General features: G+C 50.7%; 23 protein-coding genes. 8 read left to right on the top strand and 15 right to left on the bottom strand.

What is annotated here, in order from left to right; genetic code table 11:
- Positions 1-274: 274 nt before the first annotated feature.
- The 3 genes from IBX50_RS04415 to serB form a co-directional block, all read right to left on the bottom strand.
- Positions 275-478 (bottom strand): cold-shock protein, encoded by a 204-nt coding sequence (locus IBX50_RS04415; RefSeq protein WP_292253679.1) that lies wholly within the window; start codon positions 476-478, stop codon positions 275-277.
- A 191-nt stretch (positions 479-669) separates the two neighbouring features.
- Positions 670-993: a GIY-YIG nuclease family protein gene (locus IBX50_RS04410; RefSeq protein WP_292253677.1), complete on the bottom strand. Its 324-nt coding sequence runs from the start codon at positions 991-993 to the stop codon at positions 670-672.
- Positions 983-2239 carry a phosphoserine phosphatase SerB gene (serB, locus tag IBX50_RS04405; RefSeq protein WP_292253675.1) on the bottom strand — a complete coding sequence of 419 codons (1257 nt, stop codon included), beginning with the start codon at positions 2237-2239 and terminating at the stop codon, positions 983-985. Before serB ends, IBX50_RS04410 begins: the two co-directional genes overlap by 11 nt.
- A 168-nt stretch (positions 2240-2407) precedes the next feature.
- Here serB and IBX50_RS04400 point away from each other — a divergent pair, with 168 nt between their 5' ends.
- The 3 genes from IBX50_RS04400 to rsgA are packed head-to-tail and all read left to right on the top strand — an operon-like array spanning position 2408 to position 4551.
- Positions 2408-2869 carry a GAF domain-containing protein gene (locus IBX50_RS04400; protein WP_292253673.1) on the top strand — a complete coding sequence of 154 codons (462 nt, stop codon included), beginning with the start codon at positions 2408-2410 and terminating at the stop codon, positions 2867-2869.
- Positions 2870-2929: 60 nt separating this feature from the next.
- Positions 2930-3505: an oligoribonuclease gene (gene orn / locus IBX50_RS04395; RefSeq protein ID WP_292253671.1), complete on the top strand. Its 576-nt coding sequence runs from the start codon at positions 2930-2932 to the stop codon at positions 3503-3505.
- On the top strand, positions 3502-4551 hold the full coding sequence (gene rsgA, locus IBX50_RS04390; protein WP_292253669.1) for a small ribosomal subunit biogenesis GTPase RsgA: 1050 nt from the start codon (positions 3502-3504) through the stop codon (positions 4549-4551). The genes orn and rsgA overlap by 4 nt, the downstream gene beginning before the upstream one ends.
- Positions 4552-4563: 12 nt before the next feature.
- Here rsgA and IBX50_RS04385 read toward each other — a convergent pair whose 3' ends face one another.
- The 6 genes from IBX50_RS04385 to IBX50_RS04360 are packed head-to-tail and all read right to left on the bottom strand — an operon-like array spanning position 4564 to position 8959.
- Entirely contained in the window at positions 4564-5595 is a 1032-nt protein-coding gene (locus tag IBX50_RS04385) for a hypothetical protein (protein WP_292253667.1), read from the bottom strand.
- Positions 5596-5606: 11 nt separating this feature from the next.
- Entirely contained in the window at positions 5607-6512 is a 906-nt protein-coding gene (gene rimK / locus IBX50_RS04380; RefSeq protein WP_292253664.1) for a 30S ribosomal protein S6--L-glutamate ligase, read from the bottom strand.
- Between the two features lie 51 nt (positions 6513-6563).
- Positions 6564-7001: an ATP-dependent zinc protease gene (locus IBX50_RS04375; RefSeq protein ID WP_292253662.1), complete on the bottom strand. Its 438-nt coding sequence runs from the start codon at positions 6999-7001 to the stop codon at positions 6564-6566.
- A 59-nt stretch (positions 7002-7060) separates the two neighbouring features.
- Positions 7061-7840, bottom strand: a complete 780-nt coding sequence (locus IBX50_RS04370) for a metallophosphoesterase (RefSeq protein ID WP_292253661.1) — start codon at positions 7838-7840, stop codon at positions 7061-7063.
- Positions 7833-8282 (bottom strand): DUF1249 domain-containing protein, encoded by a 450-nt coding sequence (locus IBX50_RS04365; RefSeq protein ID WP_292253660.1) that lies wholly within the window; start codon positions 8280-8282, stop codon positions 7833-7835. Before IBX50_RS04365 ends, IBX50_RS04370 begins: the two co-directional genes overlap by 8 nt.
- Positions 8283-8299: 17 nt before the next feature.
- A complete protein-coding gene (locus tag IBX50_RS04360; RefSeq protein WP_292253659.1) occupies positions 8300-8959 on the bottom strand; it encodes an NUDIX domain-containing protein in 660 nt (219 codons plus the stop codon).
- A 59-nt stretch (positions 8960-9018) separates the two neighbouring features.
- On the opposite strand from IBX50_RS04360, the gene greB reads away from it, so the two are divergent.
- Positions 9019-9552 (top strand): transcription elongation factor GreB, encoded by a 534-nt coding sequence (gene greB / locus IBX50_RS04355; protein ID WP_292253658.1) that lies wholly within the window; start codon positions 9019-9021, stop codon positions 9550-9552.
- 8 nt (positions 9553-9560) lie between these two features.
- Here the strand turns inward: greB and IBX50_RS04350 are convergent, their stop codons facing one another.
- The 4 genes from IBX50_RS04350 to IBX50_RS04335 form a co-directional block, all read right to left on the bottom strand.
- Entirely contained in the window at positions 9561-11150 is a 1590-nt protein-coding gene (locus IBX50_RS04350; RefSeq protein ID WP_292253656.1) for a PAS domain-containing methyl-accepting chemotaxis protein, read from the bottom strand.
- A gap of 73 nt (positions 11151-11223) precedes the next feature.
- Complete coding sequence (locus tag IBX50_RS04345) at positions 11224-13767, bottom strand: hybrid sensor histidine kinase/response regulator (protein WP_292253655.1); 2544 nt, start codon at positions 13765-13767, stop codon at positions 11224-11226.
- Positions 13768-14131: 364 nt separating this feature from the next.
- A complete protein-coding gene (locus IBX50_RS04340; RefSeq protein WP_292253654.1) occupies positions 14132-15079 on the bottom strand; it encodes a chemotaxis protein CheV in 948 nt (315 codons plus the stop codon).
- A gap of 75 nt (positions 15080-15154) precedes the next feature.
- On the bottom strand, positions 15155-16213 hold the full coding sequence (locus IBX50_RS04335; RefSeq protein ID WP_292253653.1) for a quinone-dependent dihydroorotate dehydrogenase: 1059 nt from the start codon (positions 16211-16213) through the stop codon (positions 15155-15157).
- A gap of 154 nt (positions 16214-16367) precedes the next feature.
- On the opposite strand from IBX50_RS04335, the gene IBX50_RS04330 reads away from it, so the two are divergent.
- The 4 genes from IBX50_RS04330 to IBX50_RS04315 all read left to right on the top strand — a co-directional run bounded on the left by IBX50_RS04330 (position 16368) and on the right by IBX50_RS04315 (position 21753).
- A complete protein-coding gene (locus IBX50_RS04330; protein ID WP_292253652.1) occupies positions 16368-17888 on the top strand; it encodes an aldehyde dehydrogenase family protein in 1521 nt (506 codons plus the stop codon).
- Between the two features lie 138 nt (positions 17889-18026).
- Entirely contained in the window at positions 18027-19160 is a 1134-nt protein-coding gene (gene yiaY, locus IBX50_RS04325; RefSeq protein ID WP_366930689.1) for an L-threonine dehydrogenase, read from the top strand.
- A 61-nt stretch (positions 19161-19221) separates the two neighbouring features.
- Complete coding sequence (nosP, locus tag IBX50_RS04320) at positions 19222-20367, top strand: nitric oxide-sensing protein NosP (protein WP_292253649.1); 1146 nt, start codon at positions 19222-19224, stop codon at positions 20365-20367.
- Positions 20368-21753, top strand: a complete 1386-nt coding sequence (locus tag IBX50_RS04315; RefSeq protein WP_292253647.1) for a hybrid sensor histidine kinase/response regulator — start codon at positions 20368-20370, stop codon at positions 21751-21753.
- Positions 21754-21778: 25 nt separating this feature from the next.
- Here IBX50_RS04315 and IBX50_RS04310 read toward each other — a convergent pair whose 3' ends face one another.
- A complete protein-coding gene (locus IBX50_RS04310) occupies positions 21779-22432 on the bottom strand; it encodes a response regulator transcription factor (protein ID WP_292253645.1) in 654 nt (217 codons plus the stop codon).
- A gap of 33 nt (positions 22433-22465) precedes the next feature.
- Positions 22466-22690, bottom strand: a complete 225-nt coding sequence (locus tag IBX50_RS04305) for a DUF2835 family protein (protein ID WP_292253644.1) — start codon at positions 22688-22690, stop codon at positions 22466-22468.
- Between the last annotated feature and the right edge of the window lie 16 nt (positions 22691-22706).

Below are 22706 nucleotides of genomic sequence, written 5' to 3'. Positions count from 1 at the left end.
CCAATGATCCAGCTGGCCGCCTGACCTTCAGTAATCAACCACCAGATAAAGGCTGCCAGCAGCAAGCGACGCAGCAGCGAGAAAAAAAAGGTTTTTTTGTTTGGGGTGGCAGAAACCATAGAAAGAACCGCACAGTGGCTGAATCAGCGATAAGTGTAACTGTATTACAGGGTAGATGACAAAGGGATGAATTATGCGAAACTGGTGTTAAATCGTCTCCATAAAAAAACCCACCTTGCGGTGGGTTTTTTAAGCCAACAATCAACAGAGTTGATTAGAGAGGCTGAATCTTCGCAGCTTGCTTGCCTTTAGGGCCAGTAGTCACTTCGAAGGACACTTTCTGATTTTCTTGCAGGGATTTGAAGCCTGAAGATTGAATTTCAGAGAAGTGAGCAAACAGATCATCGCCACCGTCATCAGGAGTGATGAAGCCGAAGCCTTTAGTGTCGTTGAACCATTTAACGGTACCAGTTGCCATATCAAAAATTCCTGTATTACAGTTTAATTTTGAGTCATCCGACCAATTCTTCAGACTCGGTGTTGCGGGAATCAAGATAGTACGAATGACGAACTGATGTTACCGATAATTCGATTACAACTGCGTTACGACACTTCTTCTTGCTACCTTGCTGCCTACACAATCTAGACTGAGGTAAAACAGCTCCCACGTCAAGTACTTTTAGAGCAAGGTTCAGAAATACGCAAGAAAGAAATGTCAAAACTGCCATCAATCAACTGCAACTTCTTGTCACGTGACAGTTTTTTGACTTGGTGCTCCAGCTTTAACGCTTCACTTTGGTTGCCTGCAACACAGGAAAAAACCAGCTTTAGAGGGCCTTTGCCACGCAGGCTGCGTGCGGTTTTGCTGGTATTGGACTGGTGTTCAGTAAAGCGTCTCTGCACATCACGGGTGATACCGGTGTAAAGCTTTCCGGATGCCAGCTCAACCAGATAAAGAAACCACTGGTCTGCCGTAGGCGTTTCAGAGGTCATGACTCTTGGGATGCAGGCCTTCCTGTTCGATATCCCGATCAGAAAAACCAATCAGGTACAGAATGGCATCCAACCCAAGGGTGGATAGGGCATGACGCGCATTCTGGCGCACCAGGGGTTTGGCACGGAAGGCAATGCCCAGTCCAGCCAGTCCCAGCATAGGTAAATCGTTGGCGCCGTCACCCACCGCAATGGCTTGCTCCAGGTTGATGCCTTCTTTACTGGCAATTTCCTGCAGGAGTTCTGCCTTGCGTTGACCATCCACCACCCGTCCGACCACACGTCCGGTGACCTTGCCGTTTTCCACTTCCAGCAGATTGGCATGAACTTCATCAATACCCAGTTTCTTTTGTAGGTATTCACCAAAATAGGTGAAACCACCAGAAAGAATGGCGGTGCGATAACCCAGACGCTTAAGAGTGGAGACCAGTTTTTCAGCACCTTCAGTAATCGGCAGGCGCTGGGCGATTTTTTCCAGTACCGAGGCATCCAGTCCTTTTAACAGCGCCACACGGGCTTTAAAACTTTCGTTAAAATCCAGTTCACCACACATGGCGCGTTCGGTGATGGCAGCTACCTCTTCACCCACTCCGGCTTCCTTGGCCAGTTCATCAATCACTTCGGCTTCGATCAGGGTGGAATCCATATCAAACACCACCAGCCTGCGATTACGGCGGTAGATATTGTCTTCCTGCACGGCGATATCCACTTCCAGCTCACCGGCCAGTGCCAGAAAATGACGGCGCAACTCGGCGGTATCCAGAGTATCACCGCGTACCGAAAACTCCACACAGGCACGCCCTTGCTCAGCCAACCGTGACATGCTGATGCGCCCGGACAGGCGATGGATGCGATCAATGTTTAAGCCATTACCAGCCACCGTGCGTGTAACACGGGCAATCTGCTCTGCGGTAATACGACGACCCAGTAGGGTAACAATATAACGCCCCTTACCCTGCCCACCGACCCAGTGTTCATAACTGGTTTCAGAAACCGGCGTAAAGCGGATCTGCATACCCCATTCATGCGCTTTGAACAGTAACTCCTGCAATACCGGAGAGTGCTGTGCTGAAGGTGGTAAATGAGCCAGCAGCCCCAGTGCCAGGGTGTCATGAATAACGGCCTGACCGATATCCAGGATATTTACGCCATAACCGGCAAGAATTTCGGTGATGGCCGAGGTGATGCCGGGGCGATCATGCCCTGACAAATTGATCAAAACGATGCTGCGATCCTGGGTGTTCATCAGTTGCCCGTAAAAATTATGAAATCCTGTAAGCAGAAAAACCGAAAGTTTCTATACTCAGGATAGTTCATATAAAAGGTTAATTTCTGGCGCAGAATTATAGCGCCCCTTGGCTCCAGCTTGCACTGTTGGTGTTGATTTGAATACTTGCAACGAGAGGCAAATTCCATGAAAGCCTATCGAAAATCTGCTATTGATAGTCTTATACCTCATCTTGGGCAGGTGTGTGCTCCCAGTTTTCGCAGGGTCGCCCTGAATTGCCAGAGAATTTTCAATGTGCCGGTTGCAGCCATAGGTTTACGTGAGCACCGGCATCTACGCCTGTATTTTGCCGGTGAAAGCCAGCAACGTCTGTTAATGGATGATGCCCTCTGCGGTTTACCGCTGACCATACCGGCTGAACAGATTCAGATTCAGGATTTGCAACAAGTGCCGGATGATCTACAGCCCCCGCTGGCACTGGCATTGGGGGTGCGTAGTTATGTAGGTGTCCCCATTTTTGTTGGCAAACAACTACTGGGTAGCCTGAATATCGCAGATCATCAACCGAGACATTTTGAGGTGGCTGAGGTGCAGCGTTTACGCGATCTGGCAGTATGGACTGGAGCGCTGCTGGAGCTGCATCTTTAAGACACAGTAAATGTGGTAATATCAGGTTTGTATCCCAACCTTTTAGGAAGTGTTTCCAGCATGGCTGAAAAAGAACAAGCAGTGCCCTCTAACCTGATCTGGATAGACTTGGAAATGACCGGGTTAGATCCGAACAAGGAACGTATTATTGAAATTGCCACCATTGTCACTGACAGCAACCTGAATGTTCTGGAAGAAGGTCCAGTGCTGGCAATTCATCAGCCGGACAGCCTGTTGGATGCCATGGATGAATGGTGCACCAAAACGCACGGTGCCTCTGGCCTGACCCAGCGAGTTAAAGACAGCACCACCACTACAGCAGAAGCTGAACAGGCGACACTGGTTTTTTTACGTCGCCATGTCAAAGCCGGTGCCAGCCCGATGTGTGGTAACAGTGTGCATCAGGATCGACGCTTTATGGAGCGTGAAATGCCAGAGCTGGAAGCCTTTTTTCATTATCGCAATCTGGATGTTTCCACCCTTAAGGAGCTGGCAAAACGCTGGAGTCCTGAGTTACCCAAAAAATTCAAAAAAGCAGGCACCCACCTCGCCATGGATGATATCCGTGAGTCGATTGCTGAGCTGCGTTTTTACCGGGATGAATTCATCCGTCTGCCGGACTCCAGCTGCGAATGAGTGGTCGTAAGCTGACCCGCCAGCAACAGTGGCGTATCGACAAGGTACAGAACGAGCGTAATGAACGTGCCCAGCGCAAGGATCGCAAAGTAGATAACAGCCTGGAAGAAGGGCTGCTGACCGAACCTCATGCAGGGTTAGTAACCGCACACTTTGGCCGTCAGGTGGAAGTGGAAGCACTGGATGGCCATCTGCAAGGGCAAAGGCAGCGTTGCCATGTACGAGCCAATGTGGAAAGTCTGGTCACCGGTGATTATGTTAGCTGGCGCCCCCACCAGACCCCGGAAGAAAATGGTGTAGTCGAATCCAGACAGCCGCGTCGCAGTTTGTTGGCAAGACCTGACATGCGCGGTGTGATGAAAGCCATTGCCGCCAATGTCGATCAGTTATTACTGGTGATTGCACCGGAGCCCGAACCCCATGCCAATCTGATTGATCGTTATCTGGTGGCGGCAGAACATACCGACATTGAACCAATCCTGGTCATTAACAAATGGGATCTGATGCAAGAACCGCAGCGCCTGACCGCAGCTCAGCAATCGCATATTAATGGCCTGCTGGAAACCTATCGGCAACTGGGCTATCGAGTGTTAATCACCTCGGCTTACCAACAGCAGGATTTGCAGCAGCTACAGGATAATCTGCGGGATCGTATCAGTGTGTTTGTGGGTCAGTCCGGGGTGGGTAAATCATCCCTGATCAATCATCTGTTACCCGGTGTAGATCTGCGGGTTGGCAGTTTGTCAGAAGATACCCGCAAGGGGCGTCACACCACCACCACCGCAAAACTGTTTCATTTTCCGCAGGGTGGGCAATTGATTGACTCTCCCGGAATCCGTGAGTTCTCACTGGGTTATTTACAACCGGAAGATGTGGCGCAGGGGTTTATGGAGTTTCGCCCATTTCTGGGATTGTGTCGTTTCCGGGATTGCCGTCATCAGCAAGATCCGGGCTGTGCCCTGAAACAAGCTGTTGAAGAGGGTAAAATAGCAACTACTCGTTTTGCCAGTTACCACCACATCGTACAAAGCCTGCAGCCGGAGTAGTGTGGCTCAGGTTTAATCCATCAGTTTGCGCATTTCTTCGTGCAGACGGGCATCCAGCAGCAGGGGTGCCTGAGCCAGCCAGCGGTTGCTGGTCATGAGTTTGCGCAGCAGTTCCACGGAAAGTACCGGGCCACGCCAGCGCTCACCCTTGCCAGAGGTGTTTTTATCAGAAGGTTCGTCCTGAGTCGCCGCGGCAAAATGAGGCAGGTAGTCTTGCCAGAAGGCTGGGATAAAACGTCTGACAGGGCGCTGGCTTTGTATGGCCAATCGTTCAGCAATCACCAATCCACGGTGATCCAGGTCACCAAAATGGACGTGGGGAACAAACTGGGGCAGAAACTTCAGAAAATCACCGACCAGTTCCAGTTGATCCGGCGGTGCCCAGATGGCGAGCAGGTTTTCCGGCAGATCAATATCCAGAAATACCCCTCGATCTTCAATGCTCATCACCAGATAGGGCAGTTCACCATCCAGCTCATGCACTTGCCGGAAATCCCGCTCCGGTAAAACCGCTTCACTCAGTTGTCGCCAGATTTTTTTCAGTTCAATACTGTTGCCGTGTTTGCGAACCAGCTTTAGATCCATATTGCCTCGCAGGTGAAGGCAACGATCCTCACTAAGTTCTAATTGGGGCAGCTGTTTTTGCAGGTGGTCAGGTAGAGTCTGTTCGGGATTACCCAGCAGTGCATGTTGCAGGGATTTTCTGTTTAGCACTCTGGGTAGATCCGAGCGCAGTTGCTCTTGCAGAAAATTCCAGCGCAGCTCAAACAATTCACTTAATAACAGCGGGTCACCTTCCAGCACATCCAGCCACTCGCGCCATTCCGGTAGCCGCAGATCCATCAGCTCAACCAGACCCGAACGGCCTCTGGCACTGAGCATAAAACCATCCTGCTCATCTTCCGGAACCAGCCAGTTACTGGTGATCAGTTCATCTACCAGGGGTGCATTGGCAGAGTTACGTTTGATGCGCTCATGCTTGTACAGAGCCAGGGCGGCTTCTTGTATCGGCAACGAGTGCCAGTCAATTTGTGCGTCCAGCATGGCTAATCCTTTTATCCGCGTCCCCGCGTGCGATTTTTATTAGGGCCGGCATTACGAGTAATAAAATCAATGATCTGACCAGCAATGTCCTTCTGGGTGGCGGCCTCGATGCCTTCCAGACCCGGTGATGAGTTAACCTCCATCACCACAGCCCCATGATTGGATCTTAGCAGATCCACACCGCAGACTTGTAGCCCCATGGCTTTGGCTGCCCGAATTGCGGTTGAGCGCTCTTCAGGGGTGATTTTCACCAGCTCGGCTTGTCCGCCACGGTGCAGGTTGGAACGGAACTCACCCGGCATGGCCTGGCGTTTCATGGCGGCAACCACTTTTTCACCAATCACAAAACAACGAATATCAGCACCACCCGCTTCTTTGATGTACTCCTGCACCATGATGTTGGCTTTTAAACCCATAAAGGCTTGAATCACACTTTCAGCGGCATTTTCGGTTTCAGCCAGTACCACACCAATACCCTGAGTACCTTCCAGCAGTTTGATCACCAGCGGTGCACCACCGACCATACGAATCAGATCGGGAATGTCATCAGGGGAATGGGCAAATCCTGTGACTGGCAGGCCAATTCCCTTGCGTGACAACAGCTGCAGCGAGCGAAGTTTGTCACGGGAGCGGGTGATGGCGACCGATTCATTCAGAGTATAAACACCCATCATTTCAAACTGGCGCAACACCGAGGCACCATAAAAAGTGACAGAAGCGCCAATGCGTGGAATCACCGCATCAAAAGGTTCCAGATCGGTTCCTTTATAGTGGATGGTGGGTTTGTGTGAAGCAATGTTCATGTAACAGCGCAGGGTGTCGATGACCCGTGCGGTATGTCCCCTGCTTTCTGCTGCTTCCAGCAGTCTGCGGGTGGAGTAAAGATTGGGATTACGTGACAGTATGGCTAGATGCATGAACAAATCCAGAGAACAGAAAGGGAAACCGGGTTGGTGCCTGCAGGGTATTCAGAGTGGTCCAAGCAGGTAAGCTGCACCGGGTGCAACCAGCAGGTGCTGCTCCATTGCACTGCGCCCCAGCAGCATAGGGTATTTCATTCGAGAGCGGTCAGCCAGAGTCAGTTGAATTTTTTCTTTCAGACTGCCCAGCTGGATTTCTGTACGCACCACATAACGCCAGTGGGCATGACCATTGGAGCTGCGAACCTTGCGATGATCGTGCACGGGTAATTCACAGTTCACCGTCTGCGGCTCTGATTGGGTTTCATCCAGTGTAGTGAAGCGTACCCATAATTGCCCTTTTTTTTCAAAGGTCTTGATATGTGTGGCGTGAAGGCAGGAGGTTTTGGCTCCGGTATCCACCTTGGCATGAACACGCAGTTGCAGTTGAGGAAAGATAATGACCTCGCGTGCACCGATAATGATTTTTTCTGATGGGTCGATCATTTTTTAACCAGCTTTAAGAAGGCCAGCAGGCACCAGCGTCCTGACCTGTTTTACTAAAGTTATCCACATGCCTGTCCACCTTCCCTGTGAGTAAAGTGCTGTGGATTAAAATACAGCAGGCGGCTGGAAAAAACACCACCGGGTAACAAACGAACCAGGCGTATTGCCGGCAATGCCTTGTTATTAATTGAAAATTCGTTCTGCAAGGGTGTGAATTGTAATGCTGTGGCCGGGCTGGCCAGCACCTGCACACCCTGATGCCAGCGTGACAGGGGCTGATGAACATGTCCACAGAGCAAAAGTTTCAATACTGTGTTTTTGTCCACAAGCTGCCAGAGGGCATCAGTATTCTGCAAGGCAATGGCATCCATCCAGCGGCTTTTAACCTGCAGCGGATGGTGGTGCATGGCCAGTAACAAGGGTTTGTTACAAACCAGTGCCTGTTGCAGGCGTTGCAGCTCTGTCTCACTCAGCTCACCTTCCGGCCTGCCTGGCAGGCGGGTATTTAACCCCAGTAATTGCCAGTGGGGAGTCTGGTGATAAAATACTGGTGGCGCAAAAAGCTGCATCAATTCCGGTCGGTCATGATTACCCGGTAACCAGAACCACTGAATGCCACTGTTTTGCAGCTGTTGATACAACCATAAATAGGTGTCCTGTGCTTCATCCTGTGCCAGATCACCGGTCAGAATCAGTAGATCGGGTGCCAGCCTTTTTGTCAGAGCCAGTGCTTGTAAAAAGCGGCTACGGGTGTCTTCTCCCTTAAAGCGCGCCGCCGGATCACTCAGCAGATGCAGATCAGTCATTTGCACCACACGCAGAACCGGACGTTTAGCCATAAGGCAAGACTTCTTCTTTGGGGGTGTAACCTCGATCCAGTGCCAGTTTCAGCCATTCTTTCAAGAAGGCGTTTACCTGCACTTTTTCGTCAGGATGAAACATCTGTTCATTCGGGTAGTTGTATTGCCCTTCTCGTGGCTGTTGCTGCTGGAAACGGATCACTTCAGCCAGTTTGACATCATGGTAAACACGAATTTCAAGGCTGACTGGACGCAGCCAAGGGTGCTCACTTTCCGCAAAAAACTGCAATTGCAGCAGTTGAGTCCAGGTGGTTAGTTCCAGCTGTTGCAGGCGCAGAAAACCCAGGTCGCGTCCATGCTGACGCAGCCCGATCAGTTGTACTCCCTGCTCTGGTTGATGCCAGAGTCGTTGCAGCAGCAGATAGTTGGCTGCTGCATCACTTTGCAGCCGACTCAGGTCGGCTGCCGGGCGTTTTTGCATGTTTTGTGCCTGTGGATTCATGGGTTATTGAGTGCTGAGGGTTTATTGAACGACGGTTGTTGATCTTGCCACTGCATTTGTAGCTGTTGATGGTTCATTTGCAGCCATTGCAGGCTGATCAGGCTCATGGCGTTACAGGCTCGACCCTTGCTGGCTTGTTGTTGTGCAACTTCACGCGGCAGCACAACCACTCGGATGTCTTCATTTTCTTCTGCCAGGCCGTGGATGCCACCCACTCCACGGGCATCCACCACCGCGCAGTAGAGTAGAATTTGTTCATCGGTGCCGCCGGGGCTGGAATAGTAGGTGAACAATGGCTGAAGTGCCAAAAGTTTTAGTCCGGCTTCTTCTTCTGCTTCCCGATGAGCCACTGTTTCCGGCTCTTCTCCAGCTTCGACCATTCCTGCAATCATTTCCAGTAGCCAGGGGCTGGTTTTATCCTGCAAGGCTCCCACCCGGAATTGTTCCACCATGATCACCTGATCCTGCCAGGGGTCATACGCCAGTACACCCACTGCCTGCCCGCGCAGTAATAATTCACGGCTCATGGTATTGGTCCAGCCGCCGGCAAAACACCGGTGTTTCAGGCGCAGCTTCTGCATGGAAAAAAAACCTTTAAACACGGTCTGTTGATCTTCAAGGGTATAATCAACTGCAGTAAAAAGGGGTGTTGTCATAAATCGCCCTCTAGTTGGAATGTTCAGAATGATGATGACACGACCTGCAAGGAAACTAAATGAAAGGCCGTAATATGTCGCGCTGGCGAGATCCGGCAACGGATCCCCGTGCTGAAGAAAAAACCGCACTGATCACCCCGGAGGGTTATGCCCGTCTGCAATCCACCCGTGATTTTTTGTGGCGGGTGCGCCATCCAGAGTTGGCACAAAAAGTTCGGGAAGCAGCAGCCAACGGGGATCGCAGCGAGAATGCCGATTATACCTACAATAAACGCGAACTGAACCGTACCCTGTCCAGAATACGTTTTCTGAATCAGCGGCTGGAGGCATTAACCGTAGTGGATCGTGCTCCGGCTGATCTGCAGCGGGTGTTTTTTGGTGCCTGGGTCACACTGGAGGATGAAGAGGGAGAAGAAGAGACCTGGCGGCTGGTGGGATCAGATGAGGCGGATACAACAAAAAACTGTATGAGCATTGATGCTCCACGCGCCCGTTTGCTGCTGGGTAAACATCTGGATGATGAATTGCAGCTGCCGACCCCTGAGGGGTCGAAGCTGTTTGTGATTACCGCCATACGTTATGCAACTGCCTGAGCGGAAAACTATTGCTGTTTTTGCTGGTTAAGCTGGGTGATGAAGTTGGTCGCCAGCAGGTGCAGGTTGGCAACCTGCATGTCCAGCTTGTCTGCTTGATCTCTTGCTGCATCACCGGCGCCCACCGATTGTTGAGCCAGATCGGACAGCTCCACCACCTGGCGACTGGTCTGTTCACTCAACACTGACTGGTGCTGGGTCATTTCGGACACCTCAACGGCCAGTTGATTGATCTGGTTAACTGCACCAAGCACTTCCTGCAAGGAACTGCGCATTTCCTCTGCCAGAGCCACCGTTGCCTGTGAGGCATTGACTCCCTTGTCGATGGCTTGCACCGAGGCATGGGTGTCCTCCTGCAGCTGGGTAATGATATTACGAACCTGCTGGGTGGAATCATGGGTGCGCTGTGCCAGACTGCGAACCTCATCAGCCACTACAGCAAAACCGCGTCCGGCTTCACCGGCACGAGCAGCTTCAATAGCAGCATTAAGTGCCAGCAGATTGGTCTGTTCAGCCACGGTGGTGATCACATCAATAACGGTACCGATCTGTTCACTGCTGGCGGCCAGACTGGCAACCTGCTGTCTGGCAGCTTCCAGCTCCATGGCCTGGTGTGAAATGGCCTGGGAGACCTGGTTGATTTTGTCCTGCCCCATCTGGGTTGCTACCTGTGACTGAGTGGCGGCAGCAGCAGTGCGTTCTGTACTGCTCATGACTCGCTCTAGGCTATTCACCTGTTCATGCATGGCCTGTTGGATTTCATTTACACGACCGCCTTGTTTCTGAATATATTGAAAGGCTTCATGCAGGCGTTCATCCGAGCGGGATTTACTGCGCCGCAAGTAACCACTGTTGTTGAACAGGCGTGCAACCACTGCGCGTAGTTCTGAACTGCGGGTACGCAAGGCAAAACCGATACTGCCCACTTCATCCTGCTGACCCGTGTAGATATAACGCATGACCAGACTGTGGCTGATTTTGCTGGCGGCAAGATTCAGCCTTCTAAGGCCGTGGGTGAGGGTATAAACACCCAGTGCTGACACTACTCCAATGATGCCCAGATAGGCCAGGGTCATCCAGTGATCCAGTGAAGCTGCCAGTACACCGGCAAGAATAGTGGGAAGCAGGCAGCTGAACACCAGTTTTTGACTCAGTGAAAAGCCAGGGCGGCGTAAAAAAGCGGGTAGCTCACCTTTGCTCCAGTGGCTGTAAACCTTCTCTGCACGGGTAATGGCGTTACGGGGTGCAGCGGTACGCACTGACTGGTATTCAACAATTTTGCCATCTTGTTTGATGGGTGTGACATAAGCATCCACCCAGTAATGGTCACCATTTTTGCAACGGTTTTTTACAATACCTTTCCATGAATGACCAGCAGAGACAGTGTCCCACAGGTTCTGGAAAGCACCGGGGGGCATGTCCGGGTGACGAATAAGATTGTGGTTCTGTCCGATTAATTCATCACGGCTATAACCCGCAACCTTGATGAAGTCATCGTTGGCAAAAGTGATGATGCCGCGCAGATCGGTAATAGTGATCAGCTGAGTGCTGGTTTCGACAGGCTGTTCCCTGCCGGTAACGGGTTGATTAACGCGCATCGCTGGTTCTCCGCTATAGACGCTCCTGTAATCTCTAGCAATATTCAGGCCATCAAGCAGCTTTATTTATTTCTTATTTACTGTTCTGTGTTAATTGCTCCTGAAGGCTAGGCAGAAGGGTTTGCAGCATCAGTTGCAACCTGTTGTACACCGGTTGAAGGTTTGTTGCTGTTGCATCATTTTTTGCCAGGCGTTCCAGCTCACTGGCCTGATTACGAGCGGCCTCTGCACCAAAAGTTGCCAACAGGCTTTTTAGGGTGTGAGCTGCTGCGCCCAGCTGGTTAAAATCACTGGTTTCCCAAGCGGTTTTTAACTGCTCGATATGAGTGGGGTATTCATCCACAAACATCTGTAAGGCCATCTCCAGCAAACCGGCGTCACCACCCAGCGACTCTAAGGCTTTTTCCCAGTCAAACATCTGATCGGCTTCCGGTGTTTCACTGATAGCATCCGCCAGTAGTTCATCTGCCATATCCAGCAAATCGTCCAACTCACCCACAACTTTGGGCCGGATGGTGATTTTTCCTTCCGGTTGATAGTGTTGTATTACTCGGTCAATTTCTTCATATAGCTGTTCGGGGTTGACTGGTTTAGCGACATAACCCTGCATTCCTTCTGCCAGGCAGCGCTCTTTATCTCCCTGCATGGCGTTAGCTGTCATGGCAATGATTGGCGTCAGCGGCAGCAGGTGTTGTTGCTCATGGAGTCGCCACTGGCGAGTGGCTTCCAGTCCGTCCATCACCGGCATCATCATATCCATCAATACCAGGTCATACTGGTTTTCCTCCAGTAGCTCCAGGGCTTGTTGGCCATCCTGTGCAATGTCGACCTGGTGCTGGTTTTTTTCCAGTAACTTCACTGCCAGCTTCTGGTTGATGGGGTTGTCTTCTGCCAGCAGCAGATGTAAACCCTGCAGGTGCTGGGAGCCTGATAGGCTGATTGTCGCACGGTGGCTGACCATCTGTCCTAGTAGCTGGTTCAGAGTGGTGTGCAGCTCGGTCATGATGATGGGTTTGGTCAGATAACCGGTCAATCCAAGTTCACGGCAACGAGCGGCATCACCGGCTTCTGCAGAGGAAGTGAGGATGACAATCTGTTTGGCTTGTAACAAACCCTCTTGGAGGATGCGTTCAGCAATCTGGAAGCCATCCAATCCCGGCATGTTGGCATCTAGTAGTATCAGGTCAAAAGGCGCTTGATCCAGACTGTGACGCAGCTGGAATAAAGCCTCCGGACCGGAAGTGGCAAAAGAGTGAGGGACCTTCAGTTGTGTCAGCATGGCTGACAGCACTCGGCGGTTAACCAGCTGATCATCCACCAGCAGTATATTATAACCACTCAGATTTTGGCTTTCTGTTAGATGATCAGGCAAGGGTGAAGCCACTTCCATTGGAATTTGCAGGGTAAAAACGGATCCCTGATCCGGCGCGCTGGAAGCAAAAATTTCACCGTTCATGATGTGTGTCAGCTCACGCACAATCGCCAATCCGAGTCCGGTGCCTTCGAACTGGCGGTTGCGTTCACTGCTAACCTGCTCAAAGGGTTCAAATATTCGGTCTAATACACTAGGTTCCATACCAATTCCGGTATCCCGGATGCGGAACTCAATTATTGGAACCAGACTGGTATGACCGGATAGACGCTCCACCGTGAGGTAAACTTCACCGATCTGGGTGAATTTGATGGCATTACCCAGCAAGTTGATCAACATTTGTCGCAGGCGAGATGGATCAGCATAAACATAACGCGGCAGATCGGGACTCATGTCGTAGTTCAACTCCAACCGTTTGAGCCGGGCTCTGCTGGAAAGGGTGCGTACGGTCTGGCCGATCATTTCAGGCAGATCAAAAACACGGGGCTGTAAATCCAGCTTCCCTGCTTCGATTTTGGACAGATCCAGCAGGTGGTTGATGATTTCCAGCAGGTGCTCTGCTGACATGCGTGCCAGATCCAGATGTTCTTTCTGTTCACGCTCCAGACTGCTGCCCAGCACCAGATCCAGCATTCCAATAATCCCGTTCATCGGGGTGCGAATTTCGTGACTCATGTTTGCCAGAAACTGGCTTTTGGCTTTGCTGGCTGCTTTGGTGGCTTCAATCTGGCGGTGGAGTTCAGCTTCGTTCAGGCAGTTTTTGCAGAATTGTGCCAGTTTGTTCATCAGTTTTTGCAGTGCTGGCAATAACTTTTCCGGTAAAGCAGTGGCAGGTCTGTGCAACAACAGCAGGCCAAAACCGGGCAGATTAAACAGGTGTACCCAGCCATCTATGAATGGGCGAGTCTGGGGTAGGGTTTTGCCCAGTAGTGGCAGCTCGGTGGCATAGTCGGGCAAGGTCAGTTCTGGTAATAACTGGTTAAAGTCTGCAGCGACCTGTGTGTCTTCAGCCAGGATTAATAAGGTCTGCCATTTCAGTCGCAGAGTGCAGATGGCTTCTTCGCCCAGTCCTTCGTGGTGAACTTCTTCGCGATGATGGCAGGCTTGTAGTACCTGTGCGCTACTGGCGTTCAGTGTTTTTATCAGAGTGTTCAGGGCATCTTGCAGCATGGGTTCCAGCTCACTTCCGGAGCCAATGCTGAGTGCAATTTCATAAAGGATTTCGGTTTCGTTCAAATCAACCATGCCATCTCACTTGTCTGGTTTTTCAACGGATAAATACAAGGATAGCTGAGCTTTTTTCAGCCGTTGTTGTAATCATTCGTTTGTTCCGTTTAAAAGATCGTTAAATTCGTTTCTTGGGAGCATAACAAACTGTAACATTAGATGTCACCGGAAAAGATGAGGCGCAGACTAAACTAACCAGGGTCGGAAAAGCTAATGGTTGAAACGAAGAAATACCGAATATGGAAAAAGCACTGAATGATGAATGAAGCAAAAAAATAAGTGTATTGATTGTGCAAGCCATTAATAGTGGTGCCAGTGGTTATATTCTCAAACCCTTTAATGGCACTACAGTGATGGAAGCAGTCCTGAAGGCATCAAAAGGTTAAGCAGGGCTTGCTGAGTTGCGCCTGCGGAATTGATCCAGTACAGCCTGAGCCAGGTCATCAGCATCAAATTTGGCAATAAAGTTGTCTGCACCCACTCGGGTGACCATGGATTTGTTAAAGACACCGGAGAGAGAGGTGTGCAGCAGGATATAAATATCTTTGATTTTCGGGTCTTCCTTGGCTTTGCGGGTGAAGGTGTAACCATCCATTTCCGGCATTTCGATGTCAGAAATGACCATCAGATACTCTTCCTGGGGTTTCTTGCCTTCAGCCACCAAAGCTTGCAGGTGCTCCAGCGCTTGCTTGCCATCCTTCAGCAGTACCGACTCCAGATCCACACCAGCCAGACAGCGTTTGATCTGGTTACGTGCCACCACCGAGTCATCCACCACCAGCACTTTACGGGGTACGGTGGACTCTTTCAGGGTAGCAAAATCATCACTCAGTTTTGAGTTCATCTGTTCAGACGAAGGTGTGACCTCAGAAATCACCTTCTCGACATCAATGATCTCTACCAGCTGGTTATTCACTCGTGTGACCGAGGTTAAATAGTGACGATGACCAATCCCGCGAGGCGGCAGAAGAATATCACTCCACTGCATATTGATGATGTTTTCGATACGATCCACCAGAAAACCCTGCATGCGGCGATTGTATTCACAGACAATCACGCTTTGTTTGCGGGGGTCTTTAACCTTGCCGGATTTGATGGCGCTGAGCAGGTCAAGAATCGGCAACGAGCCATCCATGGTATTGGCCACACCAGCAACATGCGGGTGATGATAGGGTAGTTGGGTCAGTACAGGGCAGGGAATGATCTTTTTTACTTTAAAAACGTTGATGCCGTAAAGTTGACCATTCTGCAGGCGGAAGAGCAGCAACTCCAGACGGTTCTCACCAGCTAGTTGTGTGTGCTGGTTTACATTCTGTAAGAGTTTGCTCATTTGCCGCCCTTCCCGTGACTTTTTGTATGGTTATGTTCTATATAACCTCAGTTGAGTCGATGTAAGCAAGAGGCTTCAATCATTTATTGCAGCGATGGCTTCAGCACACTCAGAAATCAGTCCCGGACCCCGATAAATAAAACCGGTATACAGCTGGATCAAGCTGGCACCAGCCTTGATGCGTTCAACCGCGTCTTCGGCAGAAAAAATCCCCCCCACCCCGATAATGGGCAGTTCACCTTCCAGCGCTTCAGTCAGCTTGCGGGTAATCAGGCAGGATGCTTCTGTCAGAGGGCGACCGGACAAACCGCCCTGTTCATCCCCGTGTTTTAAACCGGCCACAGCTGATTTATCCAGCGTGGTATTGGTGGCAATCACGCCGTCCAGTTTTAATTCACGCAGGGTGGCGGCAAGGCTGTGCAGTTCTTCATCATTCATATCCGGTGCCACCTTAACCACCAGTGGTACATAACGCTGATGAAAATCCGCCAGACGTGCCTGAGCTTCTTTTAAGGGTTTGAGTAAATCTTTTAATGCTTCACCGTATTGCAGGCTACGCAAGCCAGGCGTATTGGGCGATGAGATGTTCACCGTGATATAGTCTGCCTGTGGGTAAACACCCTCCAGCCCCAGCAGATAATCATCCACTGCACGATCCACCGGGGTGGTGAGATTTTTACCCAGATTGATGCCCAGCAGGCCGGAATAGCGACGTTTCTGAACCTGAGCCAGCAGGTGATTCAGCCCTTTATTATTAAAACCCATTCGGTTGATGATGGCTTCCTGCTCAGGAATGCGGAACAGACGGGGTTTGGGGTTACCCGGTTGCGGGCGAGGTGTCACCGTGCCGACTTCAATAAAACCAAAGCCCAGCTGACCCAGGCTGTTTAGGTGATCGGCATTTTTATCAAGACCAGCAGCCAGACCCACGGCATTAGGGAAGGTTAGCCCCATCACCTGCACCGGTGCCTGCAGCATGGGTTCAACAAAAGGTTTGATCAGACGTAGATGTGCTGCTGCGTCCAGACTCTCCAGTGCCAGTTGGTGAGCGGCTTCGCCGGAAAGGGTAAAAAGGAGTTTTTTTGCCAGTGAATACATGGAGTGCCCTGCAGAATAGTGAGTGCCTGAGCGCATTATAACGCCTGAGAGTTTTTTATGTTCTGCCGAAACACCCACCAAAGTACTGATTTTTTCAGTGCTGAAGTGTAATGGCAAAGTGTTGAATCTGTTGCCACTATGAATTGGGTATCAAGACATCTCATTTAATAAAAACAACGAGGAATATACTATGATTTATGCGCAACCCGGCCAGCAAGGCTCCACCACCAGCGTTAAGGCACGTTATGAAAACTTCATTGGCGGCCAGTGGGTGGCACCCGTCAAGGGACAGTACTTCAGTAATATTTCGCCGGTCACCGGTGCGGCTTTCTGTGAAGTTCCACGCTCAACTGCTGAAGATATTGAACTGGCACTGGATGCTGCTCATGCTGCCAAAGCGGCCTGGGGTACCCAGTCAGTCACTCAGCGTTCCAACCTGTTGTTAAAAATTGCTGATCGTCTGGAACAGAATCTGGAAGCCATCGCGGTGGCCGAAACCTGGGATAACGGCAAAGCAATACGCGAGACTCTGAATGCCGACGTGCCCCTGGCAGTGGATCACTTTCGTTATTTTGCCGGTGCCATTCGTGCACAGGAAGGCTCCATTGGCGAAATAGATAACAATACCGTGGCTTATCACTTTCATGAACCGCTGGGTGTTGTTGGTCAGATTATTCCCTGGAACTTCCCGCTGCTGATGGCGGCCTGGAAAATTGCTCCGGCACTGGCTACTGGCAACTGCATTATCCTCAAACCCGCAGAACAAACCCCTTGGTCGATTCTTAAGTTCATTGAACTGATCGAAGACCTGTTGCCGCCGGGTGTGCTGAATGTTGTTAATGGTTATGGGGCAGAAGCCGGTCAGGCCTTGGCCACCAGCAAACGCATCGCTAAAATTGCTTTCACCGGCTCCACACCTGTTGGCTCCCACATCATGAAATGTGCGGCTGAAAACATCATTCCATCCACCGTGGAGCTGGGTGGTAAATCACCGAATATTTTCTTCAAGGACGTGATGGATTTTGAAGACAGCTACCTGAGCAAGTGTATTGAAGGGGTAGTGCTGGCCTTCTTTAACCAGGGTGAAGTTTGTACCTGTCCTTCGCGCCTGTTGGTTCAGGAGGATATTTATGATGCCTTTATTGCTAAGGTGATAGAGCGTAGCCAGCAGATCAAGCGTGGTAATCCGCTGGATACCGAGGTGATGGTGGGTGCTCAGGCCTCACAGGAGCAGTACGACAAGATTCTGGGTTATCTGGATATCGGTCGTGAAGAAGGTGCAGAAGTCCTGATTGGTGGTGGCAAAGAGCAACTGGACAGTGAATTCAGCAAGGGTTATTACATCCAGCCCACACTGCTGAAAGGCCACAACAAGATGCGGGTGTTCCAGGAAGAGATCTTTGGACCGGTGGTTTCAGTCACTACCTTTAAGGATGAAGCAGAAGCGCTGGCGATTGCCAACGACTCCGAGTTTGGTCTGGGTGCTGGTTTGTGGACCCGTGACATGAACCGTGCTTATCGTATGGGGCGTGGGATTGAAGCCGGTCGTGTCTGGACCAACTGTTACCACCATTATCCAGCTCATGCTGCTTTTGGGGGTTACAAAAAATCCGGTGTTGGACGTGAAAACCACAAGATGATGTTGGATCACTATCAGCAGACTAAAAACCTGCTGGTCAGTTATGACGTGAATCCGATGGGCTTCTTCTAATCACTGAGCTGCCTCTGTACATTCCCGATATCCGGGCTTGCCAGAGGCATCAAAAACCATCACCTGAGAGAAATCAGTAAATTCTGGTTTCTCTCTCCATCCAGGTCAGGGTTCTTACAATCGAGAAGGAGAAAGATGATGAGTGTAACCGAATTTCATATTCCAGCCGTGAATCTGATGGGGCGAGGCTCTCTTGCACAAGCCGTTGAGCTTGTACATAAACGTGGTTTTAAAAAAGCGCTTTTGGTGACCGATCAGATTTTGATTGCCACCCCAATTGCTCAGGAGTTGCTGAAAAAATTTGCGGCTTTGGGGATCAACATTACCATTTATGATCAAGTCAAACCCAACCCCACCAGCGTTAATGTTGAAGCAGGACTTGTGTTGTTAAAAGAAGCCGGGTGTGATCTGGTGATCTCTCTTGGCGGCGGCTCGCCTCATGACTGTGCTAAGGGTATTGCCTTGGTGGCAACCAATGGTGGCCGTATTCATGATTATGAAGGTGTGAATCAGTCTGCTCTGCCTCAACTCCCCCTTATTTCGATCAACACCACTGCTGGAACGGCCAGTGAAATGACGCGCTTTTGTATCATTACAGATGAAGAGCGTCATATTAAAATGGCCATAGTTGATCAGCATGTCACACCAATTCTTTCAGTGAATGATCCTGATATCATGGTCGGCATGCCAAGCCATTTAACTGCGGCAACCGGTATGGATGCCTTGACTCATGCAGTAGAAGCCTATGTTTCCACTGCCGCTACACCAATCACTGATGCTTGTGCATTAAAAGCCATCACCTTGATTGCTCAATACCTAGCTCGTGCGGTCGAACAAGGTCAGGATATGGAAGCCCGCGAACAAATGGCTTATGCTCAATTCCTCGCGGGCATGGCATTTAATAATGCCTCTTTGGGTTATGTACATGCGATGGCGCACCAGTTGGGCGGTTTTTATGATTTGCCGCATGGCGTTTGTAATGCTGTGCTCTTGCCTGCTGTGCAAAAGTTTAATGCGCAGGTTGCAGAGCAGCGACTCGCTGATGTTGCTCTTGCCCTGGGTGCTACAGAAGCCAGTGCGGCTGCTGCTATTCAGGCTATCGAGGCGTTAAAAGACCAAGTGAAGATTCCACGTGGTTTAAAGGATCTCGGTGCTCAGGAAAAAGACATTCCTTTACTGGCTGAGAATGCATTAAAAGATGCTTGTGGTTTAACCAACCCCATTCAGGCAACGCAGGAGCAAATCGAACAGATTTTCCGCGACGCTTGGTAATAACACAATCGAGGCAAGGCGCCAGAGGCATCTTGCCTTTTACCGAGGAGCTCAAAGGGTGATGACTGCTTATTCTATAGTCACCAGTCATCAGCGAGATCCTTGGTTTGCTGCTGCTGAGTTGGTACAGGGTTTAGAGCTCACCCAGCTTAGTGGTGTTATTTTCTTCTGCTCTGCCAGTTATGACTTGCCTCATTTAGCCGCTGCTCTGGATCACTACTTCACAGATACCCTGCTGGTAGGTTGTACTACGGCAGGTGAAATTACACCTGAGGGTTATGCTACGGGTTCGATTGTGGCGCTGGGTTTTTATCAGGATTTTTTTCATTTGAATGCAGCGCTGATTCAACCGCTGGATGGTTTTGCACTGGTCGAAGCTCAACAGTTGATCAACCGTTTGTTGCAATCCCACCCCGTTCAGCAGACCGAGCAGAGGCACTTTGCCCTGACCTTGTTTGATGGTTTATCCAGTCAGGAAGAGTTGGTACTGGCAGCACTGGATACAGCGCTGGGGGGCATTCCACATTTTGGTGGTTCTGCCGGAGATGATATCCATCTGGCTAATACTCATGTTTTTTATGACGGTGCTTTTCATAATCAGGCGGCTGTGGTTCTACTGGTGGAAACTGCTTTGCCTTTTGAGGTGTTTTCTACGCATCACATGCAACCCTTGGATATCAAGCTGGTGGTGACCGAGGCTGATGCTGACACACGCCGAGTGCAGGAGTTAAATGCTGAACCAGCAGCAGCGGTTTATGCCCGCCTGCTCGGGTTGACACCAGAACAGTTGACCCCGGATATTTTTGCCCTGCATCCACTGGCAGTGAAGTTGGGGCAGGATTATTACGTGCGCTCCATCCAGCGGGTGAATCCGGATCTGAGTCTTGATTTTTATTGTGCTGTTGGCAAGGGTAGTGTGCTGACCCGCATGCAACCTCAGGCTATGTTGCAGGATCTGGAAGCCTGCCTGAGCGATATAGAATCACGGGTAGGCCATCCCCTGATAACTCTGGGTTGTGATTGTTTTCTGCGCCGTCTTGAGGCAGAGCAGCGGGGAGAAAAAGAGCTGGCTTCCGCTTTTCTAATGCGTCATCGAGTGATTGGATTTAACACCTACGGTGAGCATCATGCTGGTCTGCATATTAATCAGACGTTTACTGGTGTGGTGTTGGGTCGGGGTGAAATAAACCAGACCGGGGATGATTAAATGAGCAGGATGAAGCAGGAACTGGAAACTCTGCAAATAGAGAATGCCCGTCTGAACAAAATTAACCGGGCATTGATCGAGAGGGTGGAAGCGGGTAGTGGTTTATCCACCTCACCCTATGCTGCTTTTGAACAGGCAGTCGCCTTGGCAGAACAGGTAAAAGCCCGCACGGCAGAGCTGACCCAGTTGAATGAACAGCTCCGACAGGAGATCAGTGAACGCTCACGGGCTGAGGCTTCCCTGCTGGAAGCCAAGCAGGATGCTGAGCAGGCCAATCTATCCAAAACCAAATTTTTGGCAGCAGTCAGCCATGATTTGTTACAACCCCTGAATGCCGCACGATTATTCACCGGAGCACTAGAAGAACAACCGCTGAATGAGGCACTACAAAAGTTGGTGAACTCGGTCAGTCATTCACTGGCCGATGTGGAATCCCTGCTGAGCACGCTGGTGGATATTTCTAAACTGGATGCAGGGGTGATTCAGCCCGATATCAGTGTTTTTTTATTAAGGGATCTGCTGGATAACCTGGCGGCAGAATATCAACAGGTGGCCCGCAGCGAAAACATCAGGTTTGCCTATGTTTCTTGCTCTTTACCTGTGCAAACGGACTTACACCTACTGGCGCGTATTCTGCGTAATTTTCTTGCCAATGCCATGCGTTATACCCTGCCGGGTGGCAAAGTGCTGCTGGGTTGTCGTCGCCGGAAAACCTCTGTGGTGGTACAGGTGCTGGATACTGGTCCGGGCATTCCAGCGGATAAACTGGAGGCCATTTTTCAGGAATTTCAGCGTTTGGAACTCAACCCAGCTAACCACCGTGATCAGGGTCTTGGGCTAGGATTGGCGATTGTGGATCGTATGGCGCGAATGCTGAACCTGCCGGTTAAGGTTAAATCCTGCCTGCAACGCGGTTCAGTATTCAGTGTGGAGATTCCACTGGCTCCGGCGGATCTGCCACCACAGGTGCGCCCAGCGGCTGGGTTTGTACCTCGCTGGCAATTGGATGCCGCGCGCATCTGGGTACTGGATAATGATTTGTCCATCTGTGAGGGTATGGAGCGTTTGTTGCACAGCTGGGGTTGTGTTACCGAGACGGCTCAGGATGCCAAAGGGTTGGATTTGTTGTTGTCTCAGGGCAAAACTTTACCGGACGTGCTGGTGGTGGATTATCACCTGAATGCCGGAGTATCCGGTGTGGATCTGGTGCAAGAGTTACAACAAAGGCTGGGTGTTACCCTGCCGGTACTGGTGATCACCGCCAATCACAGTCATCAGCTCAAAGCCGAGATCAAACAGCTGGGTTACCTGCTGCTGTACAAACCGGTTAAACCTCTGCGCTTGCGTCAATCACTGGTGCATCTGCTGAAGTCTTCTGTCGACTGATTGTTTGCTGATGTTCAGTGTGGAGTCAGGCATCGGGCGGCAAAATTTCACGAGCCGCCAGCGCCACCTGTACCCGATTGTGCATACCCAGCTTGGCCAGAATGGCGGAAACATGACCTTTAACGGTGGTTTCAGCCAGATTCAGATGCCAGGCAATCTGTTTGTTGGACTCACCCTTTGCCATACGCTGTAGAACCAGTAACTGTTTTTTTGTCAGCTGTCGCAGCCGATCAGGGTATAGCAGTGCTGGTTTGTCGGTGTTGCAGGTCGCTTGAGGTGGTTGGCGCATGATCTGAGGTGGCAGATACATCTGTCCCTGCAGCAACTGCTCCATCGCAGCAAGAATCTGCTGGCGTGATGATGCCTTGGAGATAAAACCAACGGCACCTTCTGCCATGGCCCCCAACACCACCTTGCGATCATCCTCGGCACTGACCATTACAATCGGCAAGGTTGGATAAGTGGTATGCAGTTGTGTTAATCCCTGTAATCCCTGCATACCCGGCATGTTCAGGTCCAGCAACAGCAGATCAACCGCGTCTTCCTGCTCCAGCAGCATACGGGTTTCAGTCAGACTCTGAGTCTGCAGCAGTCGTGAATCCGGAAAATGTCCGGCAATAACCTGCATGATGGCATCCCGAAACAAGGGGTGGTCATCAGCAATCAGAAAGGTGTTCACGGTGAGCTCTCTTTGTATTTGTCCGGGCACCCATCAACTGGATACCCGTTCGATGGAGAGGTACTGCCCTGTGTCGGAGTAGTTGAGGCGGAACAGGCCGTCGATGCCGTTGTAACCAACCATCTGCCGAATGATGCGTCGCGGAAAAATGATGCTGCGCCCATCCACTGTCTGGGTTTTCACATTGGGCGCAGCGCTGGTGTAAAACTCCTGGCACTCAGCTGCAGACATTTTTATACGAACGTAAACACTCGGCATGATGGACTGGTCTGGC

It is taken from the genome of Marinospirillum sp. (assembly GCF_014859565.1).
Note: the sequence above shows the minus strand (reverse complement) of the source record. Positions and strands in the feature narration are given on the sequence as shown.

Bases quoted from the DNA above. Each gene is read 5' to 3' on its own strand.
- IBX50_RS04370 (WP_292253661.1), bottom strand. From the start codon at position 7,840: ATGGCTAAACGTCCGGTTCTGCGTGTGGTGCAAATGACTGATCTGCAT.
- IBX50_RS04360 (WP_292253659.1), bottom strand. From the start codon at position 8,959: ATGACAACACCCCTTTTTACTGCAGTTGATTATACCCTTGAAGATCAA.
- IBX50_RS04335 (WP_292253653.1), bottom strand. From the start codon at position 16,213: ATGCGCTCAGGCACTCACTATTCTGCAGGGCACTCCATGTATTCACTG.
- IBX50_RS04375 (WP_292253662.1), bottom strand. From the start codon at position 7,001: ATGATCGACCCATCAGAAAAAATCATTATCGGTGCACGCGAGGTCATT.
- IBX50_RS04385 (WP_292253667.1), bottom strand. From the start codon at position 5,595: ATGCTGGACGCACAAATTGACTGGCACTCGTTGCCGATACAAGAAGCC.
- serB (WP_292253675.1), bottom strand. From the start codon at position 2,239: ATGAACACCCAGGATCGCAGCATCGTTTTGATCAATTTGTCAGGGCAT.
- IBX50_RS04350 (WP_292253656.1), bottom strand. From the start codon at position 11,150: ATGCGCGTTAATCAACCCGTTACCGGCAGGGAACAGCCTGTCGAAACC.
- IBX50_RS04400 (WP_292253673.1), top strand. From the start codon at position 2,408: ATGAAAGCCTATCGAAAATCTGCTATTGATAGTCTTATACCTCATCTT.
- nosP (WP_292253649.1), top strand. From the start codon at position 19,222: ATGACTGCTTATTCTATAGTCACCAGTCATCAGCGAGATCCTTGGTTT.
- IBX50_RS04305 (WP_292253644.1), bottom strand. From the start codon at position 22,690: ATGCCGAGTGTTTACGTTCGTATAAAAATGTCTGCAGCTGAGTGCCAG.
- IBX50_RS04410 (WP_292253677.1), bottom strand. From the start codon at position 993: ATGACCTCTGAAACGCCTACGGCAGACCAGTGGTTTCTTTATCTGGTT.
- IBX50_RS04415 (WP_292253679.1), bottom strand. From the start codon at position 478: ATGGCAACTGGTACCGTTAAATGGTTCAACGACACTAAAGGCTTCGGC.
- yiaY (WP_366930689.1), top strand. From the start codon at position 18,027: ATGAGTGTAACCGAATTTCATATTCCAGCCGTGAATCTGATGGGGCGA.
- greB (WP_292253658.1), top strand. From the start codon at position 9,019: ATGAAAGGCCGTAATATGTCGCGCTGGCGAGATCCGGCAACGGATCCC.
- rimK (WP_292253664.1), bottom strand. From the start codon at position 6,512: ATGCATCTAGCCATACTGTCACGTAATCCCAATCTTTACTCCACCCGC.
- orn (WP_292253671.1), top strand. From the start codon at position 2,930: ATGGCTGAAAAAGAACAAGCAGTGCCCTCTAACCTGATCTGGATAGAC.
- IBX50_RS04365 (WP_292253660.1), bottom strand. From the start codon at position 8,282: ATGCAAAAACGCCCGGCAGCCGACCTGAGTCGGCTGCAAAGTGATGCA.
- IBX50_RS04315 (WP_292253647.1), top strand. From the start codon at position 20,368: ATGAGCAGGATGAAGCAGGAACTGGAAACTCTGCAAATAGAGAATGCC.
- IBX50_RS04340 (WP_292253654.1), bottom strand. From the start codon at position 15,079: ATGAGCAAACTCTTACAGAATGTAAACCAGCACACACAACTAGCTGGT.
- IBX50_RS04345 (WP_292253655.1), bottom strand. From the start codon at position 13,767: ATGGTTGATTTGAACGAAACCGAAATCCTTTATGAAATTGCACTCAGC.
- rsgA (WP_292253669.1), top strand. From the start codon at position 3,502: ATGAGTGGTCGTAAGCTGACCCGCCAGCAACAGTGGCGTATCGACAAG.
- IBX50_RS04330 (WP_292253652.1), top strand. From the start codon at position 16,368: ATGATTTATGCGCAACCCGGCCAGCAAGGCTCCACCACCAGCGTTAAG.